A 9,104-nucleotide genomic window follows, 5' to 3' on the forward strand; every position below is an offset into this window, starting at 1 on the left:
CTCGCACCTCGATAACTGTACGTAAGATCAGTATAGTTCGTGGTAACTGACTGCTAATCATGGGTAATCAGGAAAAATTGTGTATTTATTGTTTTTGCCCATCGACTCCCTTTCTTGTCAAATTGTTATCTTTTCTTTAAAATTTCCATGGTCTTTCTGTGTCAATTGCCACTCCGCTTCCATCGCAGTTGTCAGAGGGAGAGGAGAAGTAAACAGGGACACTATAAGAATGAGCGGAGTCCACATGGGAGAGTTTTTGGATGAGCAATGCGCCAGTTGATACCGGTCGCCGCAGATTTCTTACCTGGTCAACGGTTGCCGTTGGCGGTGTAGGAGCTGCTTTTACCGCAGTGCCGTTTATTAAGTCATGGAATCCGAGTGCCAAAGCCAAGGCGGCAGGCGCCCCGGTTGAAGTGGATATCAGCAAGCTGGAGCCGGGCCAGCTAATCCGCGTCGAGTGGCGTGGTAAACCGGTCTGGGTGGTGAAGCGTACCAAGCAGACGCTGGATGCTCTGGCTGCACACGATGACAAGCTGCGGGATCCTGCGTCAGACGAGCCACAGCAACCGGACTATGCCCACAATGGCTACAGATCCATCAAACCGGAAATCTTCGTGGCCGTTGGCATCTGCACTCATCTGGGATGCTCCCCTTCCTATCTGCCCGACAGCTTCGGCGAGCAGGTTCAAGGGGTAACTTCCGGCTTCTTCTGCCCCTGCCATGGCTCCAAATTCGACATGGCTGGTCGAGTGTTCCAGGGCGTCCCCGCACCGCTGAACCTGGTCATTCCGCCATACCAATTTCTTAGCGACACCACCATTCTGGTCGGTGCCGATGGCAAGGAGGCCTGACCATGTTTGCCAAACTCATGGGCTGGATCGATGATCGTTTCCCGCTCACGGCCATGTACAACGACCATATGGCCAAGTATCCGGCGCCCAAGAACCTGAACTTCTGGTACTTCTTCGGCTCGCTTGCCATGTTGGTGCTGGTCAACCAGATCATCACCGGCATCTGGCTGACCATGAACTACAACCCCTCGGCGGAAGGTGCCTTCGCTTCCGTGGAATACATCATGCGGGATGTGGATTACGGCTGGCTGCTGCGTTACATGCACTCAACCGGGGCATCCGCCTTCTTCATCGTGGTCTACCTGCACATGTTCCGCGGCATGATCTACGGCTCTTACCAGAAGCCAAGGGAACTGCTGTGGATCTTCGGCATGCTGATCTTCCTGGTACTGATGGCCGAGGCCTTCATGGGTTACCTGCTGCCCTGGGGGCAGATGTCGTTCTGGGGGGCCCAAGTCATCATCTCGCTGTTCGGTGCCATCCCCGTTATCGGTGACGATCTTACCCTGTGGATCCGGGGGGACTATGTCATCTCGGGTGCGACCCTGAACCGCTTCTTTGCCCTGCACGTCATCGCTCTGCCGCTGGTGCTGGTGATGCTGGTGGCCATGCATATCCTGGCGCTGCACGAGGTGGGCTCCAACAACCCCGATGGCATCGACATCAAGAAGCACAAGGACGAGAACGGCTGGCCACTGGATGCGGTCGCGTTCCACCCCTATTTCACAGTGAAGGACATGATCGGGGTAGCCGGTTTCCTGTTCTTCTTCTGTGCCATCATCTTCTTCAAGCCGGATATGTGGGGCTATTTCCTCGAGAAACCGAACTTTGAGGTGGCCAATGGCCTGAAGACACCGGCGCATATCGCCCCGGTCTGGTACTTCACCCCCTTCTACGCCATCCTGCGTGCGGTGCCTGACAAGCTGCTGGGGGTCATCATGATGGGCCTCTCCATCGTGGTGCTGTTCCTGTTGCCCTGGCTGGATCGCTGCAAGGTGCGTTCGGTGCGTTACCGCAGCACCCTGCACAAGCTGAACATCGCCCAGTTCGTGGTCTGCTTCATTATCCTGGGGGTGCTGGGCGTGCTGCCATCAACCCCGACCCTGACGCTGATTGCACAACTCTGTACTCTGGGTTATTTCGGATTCTTCGTCCTGTTGTTCTTCTACAGCAAGAATGAGAACACCAAGCCGCTGCCGGAGAGGGTGACATTCAAATGAAAAGAATAATTTTTGCAGTGCTGGCCCTGCTGCCTGGTCTGGTGTTGGCCTCTGGCGGTGGCTTCCCTCTCGACAAGGCGGAGTACGATTTGAGTGACAAGGCATCCCTGCAACGGGGGGCCGCCACCTTCATGAACTACTGTGCCGGCTGTCACTCCACCCAGTACCAGCGTTATAACCGGGTGGCGGCCGACATCGGTATTCCGGACGATCTGATGAAGGAGAACCTGGTCTTCACCGGCGCCAAGATCGGCGATCTGATGAAGAGCTCCATGTCCGAGAAGGATGCTGCGCGCTGGTTCGGCGCGCCGCCCCCCGACCTGACCCTGGTTGCCCGGGTGCGTGGTGCAGACTGGATCTACACCTATCTGCGTTCCTTCTACGTGGACGAGACCCGTCCATTCGGGGTGAACAACGCCGTCTTCCCGTCCGTGGGTATGCCCCATGTGCTGGAGCCATTGCAGGGGACGCCCCGCGCCGAGTTCAAGACGCACACCCTGGATGGCGTGGAGATGCAGCAAGTCGTCAGCATCAAATCTGACGGCAACGGTGAAATGAACAACGAAGAATATGATCAGACGGTACTGGATCTGGTAAACTTCTTGGTCTACTCGGCTGAGCCGGTGCAGCAGGAGCGCGAACGTATGGGCTTCTGGGTACTCGGATTCATCGCTATCTTCTTCATCTTCACTGTGCTGTTGAAGAAGGAATTCTGGCGCGACGTTCACTAAGCGACCAGATCGGAGTAATATGACGCACGGCAATGAAGACAGACATGCTTCATTGCCGTTTCTGCTTTTTAATGACGGGAGGGTTCAATGGCTGTAGCTGCCAATAAGCGTTCGGTAATGACGCTGTTTTCCGGTGCCAACGATATGTTCAGCCATCAGGTGCGTATTGTCCTGGCGGAGAAGGGTGTTAGCGTGGATATCTGCCAGGTTGATCCTGCCAACCTGCCGGATGAGCTGGCCGAGCTGAACCCGTACAACACTGTACCGACTCTGGTGGATCGCGAGCTGGCGTTGTACACCTCGCGCATCATCATGGAGTATCTGGACGAGCGTTTCCCGCATCCGCCCCTGATGCCGGTTTATCCGGTCGCGCGCGGCAACAGCCGTCTGATGATGCACCGCATCGAGCTGGACTGGTACTCTCTGGCCGACAAGATCATGGCGGGCACCGATACCGAGGCCGCCCGTGCCGAGTTGCGCGACAACCTGCTGGCCATCGCCCCCATCTTCGGCGAGATGCCCTATTTCATGAGCGAAGAGTTCGGTCTGGTCGACTGCTACATGGCGCCGTTGCTGTGGCGTCTACCGAGCCTGGGCATCGATTTCACCGGCCGTGGCGCCAAAGAGCTGAAGGCTTACATGGTTCGCCTGTTCGAGCGTGAATCCTTCCAGGCTTCCCTGACCGAGGCCGAGCGCGAGATCCGTGCCGGCGTATGAGCATGGAACCGACAATGACACCCAGTCGCCCGTATCTGCTGCGGGCGTTTTTTGACTGGTTGCTGGATAACGATCTGACTCCCCATCTGGTGGTCAATGCCAACATTCCCCATGTGATGGTACCGATGCAGTTCGTGCAGGATGGCCAGATTGTTCTGAACATCGCCCCCCGGGCCGTGGGCCAGTTCCACATGGACAATGACGCTGTTAGCTTCAGCGCCCGTTTCGGTGGCGTATCGCAGCAGGTCTATATCCCCATGGCGGCCGTACTGGCCATCCATGCCAGGGAGAACGGAGTGGGGACCCTGTTCCCGCCTGAGCCCGGGTATGACCTCTGGCTGGAACAGGCACAGACACCCACGTCGGTTGACCCCGAGCCGGAACCACCGCGCCCGAGCGGTCGCCCGACTCTGAAAGTCATCAAATAAAAAACGCAGCCTGAAGGCTGCGTTTTTTCATCCTGCCAGATGGTCAATTCTGGGCAAACTCGAAGGCTTTGATCACCTGCTTAACGCCGCTGACGTGGCGGGCGATTTCCACGGCTTGATCCCCTTCCTGGCGGGTGACCAACCCAATGAGGAACACCTCGCCATTCTCGGTGACAACCTTCACCTTGGCGCTATCGAAGTTCTTGGTGCCCAGCATGTCGGCCCGCACCTTGGAGGTGATCCAGGTGTCATTGCTGCGCACGCCGATACTGACTGGTTTGCCAAGGCGCAGCTCGTTGTAGACATGGCGAACCCCTTCAATCCGGCTCACGATTCTGCCCGCTTCCTGTTTGTAAGCGTCAGAGGGTGTCTGACCCACCAGCAGCACACGGCCGTTGTTGCTGTAGACACTGATCTTGCTGGCGGCGCTCAGGGGCTTGTTGTCGGCCAACAGGTTGGCGGCTTTCAGCTCTATGGTCTGATCGTCCCACTGGGCACCCAGGGTGCGGCGATCGCCGCTCGCCTTGGCGGTGCCAGCCGCGCCACCGACCACCACGGCAGCACAGCCTTGCAGCAGCAGGACGCCGGTCAGCAGGGCAAGAGCGAGAATAGGCTTCTTCATGGTTTCAGTCTTCCTGTTGCGGGAAAAGTGTCTGGTCGATGAGATCACAGAGACAGTGCAGGGTCAACAGGTTCACTTCCAGAATACGAGGACGGCGAGCGGAAGGAACGCGGATCTCCACGTCATTGGGGCCCAGCAGACCGGCGATCTCTCCCCCGTCTCCGCCACCGAGAACAATGATGGTCATGTCGCGGGAGAGGGCGGCCTCCGCAGCCTTGATGAGGCTGCGGCTGTTGCCTGTCGTGGTGATGACCACCAGGATGTCGCCTGGTTGTCCCAGAGCACGTATCTGTTTGGCATAGACCTCTTCGAAACCGTGATCCGTGGCGATGGCGCTGATGGTCGCCATGTCGGGCGTCAGGGCGAGACCGGGCAGGGACGGGCGAGGCGTTTCATAGCAGTTTACCAGTTCGGAAATGAACAGCTGTGCCAATGCCGAGGAAGGACCATTGCCACATGCCATCACCTTGTGGCCATTGAGCAGGCAGATGGTCAGCATCTGGGCTGCCGTATGGATGGCATCCGGCAGTGCTTCGGCGGCAGCTATTTTGGTCTGGATGCTCTCGGTGTAATTCTCTTTGATGGGATCAGTCATGGGGTCCTCTTAAAACGCGTTCTGGATCCAGTCCGGCTGGTCGCCCTCGAACGCGATCACATCGAATCGACAGGCCTGGTTGGCCTCATTGATGGCATGTTGCTTGAAATAGTGGCGCGCGGCCAGCACGATCTTGTGCTGCTTGCGCCGGGTGACCGAGCTGGCTGCACCGCCATGAGTGGCGTTGGCGCGATATCTCACTTCAACGAACACCAGGGTCTCCCCCTGGCGCATGATGAGATCGATCTCGCCGCCACGGCAGCGGTAGTTGCGGGTCACGGGCTGCAGGCCGCGGGCCTGCAACCAGCGTTCCGCTATTTGCTCAAAGTGTTGTCCCTTGCTCGTCGCTGCCGACGGCAACAGGTTCAACCACTGCTGGTGAAGTTGTGTCAGTAGCCTCTTCATGAGTCGCATCCTCCAGCTGGGGGGCTGCGCTGTCGCTGACCAGCTTGCCATTCTGGTAGGTGGCCCAGTCCAGCATGCGCACTATGTTGCCCTGGGGATCCACGCTCAGCTGGCCACTCATGCCGGGTTGCTGCATGGCATTGACCTTGCGCATTTGCGGCAGGTTGCCTGCCAGGCTGACGGCATCGTAGCCGAGGGCGAACAGGCGCAGCAGGTCGCCCTGGGTCTGGGGCCAGAGCAGGGCTATCTGTTCACGCTGCGTCTCGAAGCCACCCAGCAGCAGTGGCATGTCGGAGATATGCATGCCGTTGAGCTCGGATGCTACCTCGGTCGTCCCGCCGTCGTATCCCCGCGAGCTGCTGTAGATGGGCAGGCTGCCCATGGGATTGACCGAGATGTCCACATAGGGCTTGATCATCCGGGTCTCCAGGCTGTTGGCCACCACATAGACGGCGTCGATGCTGCGCGGCGCGGCATCGGACAGCTGGACAATCTCCCCGGCTCGTGCGGTGGAACGGCCGCTCAGAGCGTTCTTGACCATGCCCTGCACTTCGTTGCGTGCCCCGAAGGTGGCAACTACGGGCTTCTCCTGGCTGACGCCGGCCCAGGCCTGTTCAAACGCCTTGATACTGCTGTAGCCAATCCGGCCTTGTGCCGCGATCAGCAGCGGCTTGCGGTAGCCCTGACCATAGAGGTACTGGGCCGCCTGGCTCGCATCGGCAGCGGCGGAGAGCGAGAAATAGAAGGTGTTGTCGTTGACGATCGGCTTGTCCAGCTCGTTGAGCGCCAGCACCGGCACGGTCGGACTCGACTTGAGCAGCTCCTCCACCTGATCCTTGAGCAGGGGGCCGATGATCATATTGGCCCCTTCCTGAATGGCCTGCTTGTAGAGGTCCCCCATCGCCTTGCCCTGGGTATCGTAGAAGTTCAGGGTGAACTGGCTCTGATTTTCCTTGTAGGACATCAGCATGCCGTTGCGGATGGCGGCGCCCTGGGCTTCCAGTTTGCCGGAGAGCGGCAGGAAGACGGCGATCTGCTGCAGCGAACCGTTGTCCGTGATAGCGAGATCCCCAAGGCCGGCCGGCATGTCGCTCTGGGCAGGGTGGTTAGGGAAGCTCTGCTTCCAGCCGGCAAGCTGGCGGGCCAGCTGGCTCGGCTGCGCCCCGAATTCGTTCACCAGCGCCGCAAGACGCAGCCAGCCGGTGGTCACATCGGGAGCTGGCTCCTCTTCGAGCGCCTGCAGGGTGGAGGGGGTCATGCTTTTCAGCAGTGACCAGATCTGCTGGTGATTGGTGGCCAGCTCATTCTTGGCCAGATAAGGTTCCAGCAGGATCAGCGACTTGGCCGCACCAAACTTGTTGTTGATGTCGAGCTGCAGCACCACGCGCTGGCGGTACCAGTCCTTCTGGGTATCGGCATCCAGCACCACATCCGGCTTGCCTTCCAGCAGGATCAGCGCCTGGTTGGCGTTGCCCTGGGCGAGCAGCAGGTGTGCCTGCAGCAGTTGCAACTGTGCCTGCTGCTCCGGGCTCTTCGCCTGCTTCTGCAACCGCTGATACAGGGCGGCAGCCGGTTTGGCCTGGCCGAGCGCCAGATAGCTGCGCGCTGCCATCATCTGCCACACGAAGGCCTCTGCCGGTTTGGCGGGATCCACCTGCTCCAGATACCACTGGGCATTCTTGGTCAGATCCGAGAAGGCTGACGGTATGCCGGGTTGTCCGGAAGATTGATTGGGCTCCGACGCACAGGCGGCTAGCAGGACTGCCGCGAGTAGGATGCCGAAGAGTCGTGATACACTTAGCTGCTTTATAACCCGGTTCAAGTTCATTCCCCGACCAGTGTTGAAATTCTCCATAGTGTAAACGGGCCAATATGGCGACACAATTGTCGGGACACTCGGAGCTCCCATGAGTGACATCCCAACCCTGTATATAGTCCCCACTCCGATCGGCAATCTGGCCGACATCACCCAGCGAGCACTGGACGTGCTGCGCAGCGTCGATCTGGTGGCCGCCGAGGATACCCGGCATACCGGGATCCTGCTCAGCCACTACCAGATCTCGGTACCGACCTTTGCCCTGCACGATCACAACGAGCAGCAAAAGGCGGATGTGCTGATCGCCCGCATCAAGGAGGGCAAGAGCGTGGCCCTGGTCTCCGATGCGGGGACGCCGCTCATCAGCGACCCCGGTTATCACCTGGTCACCCGTTGTCGCGAAGCCGGGGTCAAGGTGGTGCCGCTGCCCGGTCCCTGCGCTGCCATCACGGCGCTGTCCGCCGCCGGGCTGCCCACCGACCGCTTCGCCTTCGAGGGTTTCCTGCCGGCCAAGGCCAAGGGGCGGGATGATCGCCTGCAAGCCGTCATCGAAGACACCCGCTCTCTGGTGTTCTACGAATCGCCGCGCCGGGTGCAGGATACCGTAGAAGCAATTGCTCGCATCCTTGGCGAGCGCCAGGTGGTGGTGTGCCGCGAGCTGACCAAGACCTTCGAGTCCATCCACGGTCTGCCCGCCTCCGAGATGCTGGCCTGGCTCGGAGAGGACGATAACCGTTGCCGCGGGGAGATCGTGCTGGTGGTCGCCGGTGCCAGCAAGGTGGATGACGAGTTGCCTGCGGAGGCGATCCGCACCCTGGGCCTGCTGGTCGGCGAGCTGCCCCTCAAGAAGGCTGCAGCCCTCACCGCCGAGATCCACGGGGTGAAGAAGAACGCCCTCTACAAATACGGTCTTGAGCACTATTAATTGCCGTAAACCGGAATTGACGGTTTACCCCGTCCGTCTCGCGAGGCTATAATCCGCGCCTCGGAGTTGGCTGGGCAATCGCTGCTTCGTCGTTGTGTCCCTCGGGACAGACGGGCGGAGGGGAGGAAAGTCCGGGCTTCACAGGGCAGGGTGCCAGGTAACGCCTGGGGGGCGCGAGCCTACGACCAGTGCAACAGAGAGCAGACCGCCGATGGCCCGCAAGGGATCAGGTAAGGGTGAAAGGGTGCGGTAAGAGCGCACCGCGCGACTGGCAACAGTTCGTGGCACGGTAAACTCCACCCGAAGCAAGACCAAATAGGCCCCTATTGGCGCGGCCCGCGTTGGGGGCGGGTAGGTTGCTTGAGCCAGCGAGCGATTGCTGGCCTAGAGGAATGATTGCTACCCGGGGCAACCCGGTACAGAACCCGGCTTACAGGCCGACTCCGAGCTCTTTCCTGAAGAGCCTTGCGATTTATCGCAAGGCTCTTTTTATTAACCATAAAGTACTGCCTCGGTTGACTCGTGATATTTACTGTTGGGCTAGCTATGTTTAACAAATGTATTTTATATCAATCTGTTATACCAATCGGATTAAACATTAGGTCAGTTTTATCCAATCTCGGCTACAAAGTGACATCACCCGCTCCACATCGGCAATAAAGTGCTTCCAGGCCGATGTGCAGGCATCAAGGATGTCGTCGTAATCCTTGAAGCTGCGATTCATATACAGGACCTTAAGAAAACACTTCATTTGAAATTCCTTCTAAGGTCCTGTTCTGTATCGATTTTCGCTG

The 9,104-nt window shown here is 58.9% G+C and carries 11 protein-coding genes and 1 other RNA gene; 7 read left to right on the forward strand and 5 right to left on the reverse strand.

Annotated features, from left to right (window positions below):
- Positions 1-260 precede the first annotated feature (260 nt).
- The 5 genes from petA to OKB81_RS17770 all read left to right on the forward strand — a co-directional run bounded on the left by petA (position 261) and on the right by OKB81_RS17770 (position 3,947).
- Positions 261-851: a ubiquinol-cytochrome c reductase iron-sulfur subunit gene (gene petA / locus OKB81_RS17750; protein ID WP_010675854.1), complete on the forward strand. Its 591-nt coding sequence runs from the start codon at positions 261-263 to the stop codon at positions 849-851.
- Between the two features lie 2 nt (positions 852-853).
- Positions 854-2,071, forward strand: coding sequence for a cytochrome b (locus tag OKB81_RS17755; protein ID WP_010675853.1), 1,218 nt, complete (start codon positions 854-856; stop codon positions 2,069-2,071).
- A complete protein-coding gene (locus tag OKB81_RS17760) occupies positions 2,068-2,802 on the forward strand; it encodes a cytochrome c1 (RefSeq protein ID WP_160837578.1) in 735 nt (244 codons plus the stop codon). The genes OKB81_RS17755 and OKB81_RS17760 overlap by 4 nt, the downstream gene beginning before the upstream one ends.
- An 87-nt stretch (positions 2,803-2,889) precedes the next feature.
- Positions 2,890-3,519 (forward strand): stringent starvation protein SspA, encoded by a 630-nt coding sequence (sspA, locus tag OKB81_RS17765; RefSeq protein ID WP_039040485.1) that lies wholly within the window; start codon positions 2,890-2,892, stop codon positions 3,517-3,519.
- Positions 3,516-3,947, forward strand: a complete 432-nt coding sequence (locus OKB81_RS17770) for a ClpXP protease specificity-enhancing factor (protein WP_029314842.1) — start codon at positions 3,516-3,518, stop codon at positions 3,945-3,947. The genes sspA and OKB81_RS17770 overlap by 4 nt, the downstream gene beginning before the upstream one ends.
- Before the next feature lie 43 nt (positions 3,948-3,990).
- Here the strand turns inward: OKB81_RS17770 and dolP are convergent, their stop codons facing one another.
- From dolP to OKB81_RS17790, 4 genes are read right to left on the reverse strand one after another with little or no spacing between them, the layout of a single operon-like run.
- A complete protein-coding gene (gene dolP, locus OKB81_RS17775; RefSeq protein ID WP_010675849.1) occupies positions 3,991-4,569 on the reverse strand; it encodes a division/outer membrane stress-associated lipid-binding lipoprotein in 579 nt (192 codons plus the stop codon).
- A gap of 4 nt (positions 4,570-4,573) precedes the next feature.
- Positions 4,574-5,164, reverse strand: coding sequence for a D-sedoheptulose-7-phosphate isomerase (locus tag OKB81_RS17780; protein ID WP_010675848.1), 591 nt, complete (start codon positions 5,162-5,164; stop codon positions 4,574-4,576).
- A 9-nt stretch (positions 5,165-5,173) separates the two neighbouring features.
- Positions 5,174-5,569: a YraN family protein gene (locus tag OKB81_RS17785; protein WP_080770042.1), complete on the reverse strand. Its 396-nt coding sequence runs from the start codon at positions 5,567-5,569 to the stop codon at positions 5,174-5,176.
- On the reverse strand, positions 5,487-7,397 hold the full coding sequence (locus OKB81_RS17790) for a penicillin-binding protein activator (protein WP_160837574.1): 1,911 nt from the start codon (positions 7,395-7,397) through the stop codon (positions 5,487-5,489). The genes OKB81_RS17785 and OKB81_RS17790 overlap by 83 nt, the downstream gene beginning before the upstream one ends.
- 79 nt (positions 7,398-7,476) lie before the next feature.
- Here OKB81_RS17790 and rsmI point away from each other — a divergent pair, with 79 nt between their 5' ends.
- Both rsmI and rnpB read left to right on the forward strand, forming a co-directional pair.
- Positions 7,477-8,310, forward strand: a complete 834-nt coding sequence (gene rsmI / locus OKB81_RS17795; RefSeq protein ID WP_069652269.1) for a 16S rRNA (cytidine(1402)-2'-O)-methyltransferase — start codon at positions 7,477-7,479, stop codon at positions 8,308-8,310.
- 62 nt (positions 8,311-8,372) lie between these two features.
- Positions 8,373-8,759: RNase P RNA component class A (gene rnpB, locus OKB81_RS17800), an RNA gene on the forward strand.
- A gap of 149 nt (positions 8,760-8,908) precedes the next feature.
- Here the strand turns inward: rnpB and OKB81_RS17805 are convergent.
- Complete coding sequence (locus OKB81_RS17805; RefSeq protein WP_442866124.1) at positions 8,909-9,034, reverse strand: hypothetical protein; 126 nt, start codon at positions 9,032-9,034, stop codon at positions 8,909-8,911.
- Positions 9,035-9,104: the final 70 nt, after the last annotated feature.

Origin of the sequence: Aeromonas sp. QDB56 (genome assembly GCF_027705505.1) — a bacterium.
Classification (GTDB): domain Bacteria; phylum Pseudomonadota; class Gammaproteobacteria; order Enterobacterales; family Aeromonadaceae; genus Aeromonas; species Aeromonas caviae.

Excerpts from the sequence above, each read along its gene's own strand:
- petA (WP_010675854.1), top strand. The coding sequence starts at position 261 with ATGAGCAATGCGCCAGTTGATACCGGTCGCCGCAGATTTCTTACCTGG.
- OKB81_RS17755 (WP_010675853.1), top strand. The coding sequence starts at position 854 with ATGTTTGCCAAACTCATGGGCTGGATCGATGATCGTTTCCCGCTCACG.
- OKB81_RS17760 (WP_160837578.1), top strand. The coding sequence starts at position 2,068 with ATGAAAAGAATAATTTTTGCAGTGCTGGCCCTGCTGCCTGGTCTGGTG.
- sspA (WP_039040485.1), top strand. The coding sequence starts at position 2,890 with ATGGCTGTAGCTGCCAATAAGCGTTCGGTAATGACGCTGTTTTCCGGT.
- OKB81_RS17770 (WP_029314842.1), top strand. The coding sequence starts at position 3,516 with ATGAGCATGGAACCGACAATGACACCCAGTCGCCCGTATCTGCTGCGG.
- dolP (WP_010675849.1), bottom strand. The coding sequence starts at position 4,569 with ATGAAGAAGCCTATTCTCGCTCTTGCCCTGCTGACCGGCGTCCTGCTG.
- OKB81_RS17780 (WP_010675848.1), bottom strand. The coding sequence starts at position 5,164 with ATGACTGATCCCATCAAAGAGAATTACACCGAGAGCATCCAGACCAAA.
- OKB81_RS17785 (WP_080770042.1), bottom strand. The coding sequence starts at position 5,569 with ATGAAGAGGCTACTGACACAACTTCACCAGCAGTGGTTGAACCTGTTG.
- OKB81_RS17790 (WP_160837574.1), bottom strand. The coding sequence starts at position 7,397 with ATGAACTTGAACCGGGTTATAAAGCAGCTAAGTGTATCACGACTCTTC.
- rsmI (WP_069652269.1), top strand. The coding sequence starts at position 7,477 with ATGAGTGACATCCCAACCCTGTATATAGTCCCCACTCCGATCGGCAAT.
- OKB81_RS17805 (WP_442866124.1), bottom strand. The coding sequence starts at position 9,034 with ATGAATCGCAGCTTCAAGGATTACGACGACATCCTTGATGCCTGCACA.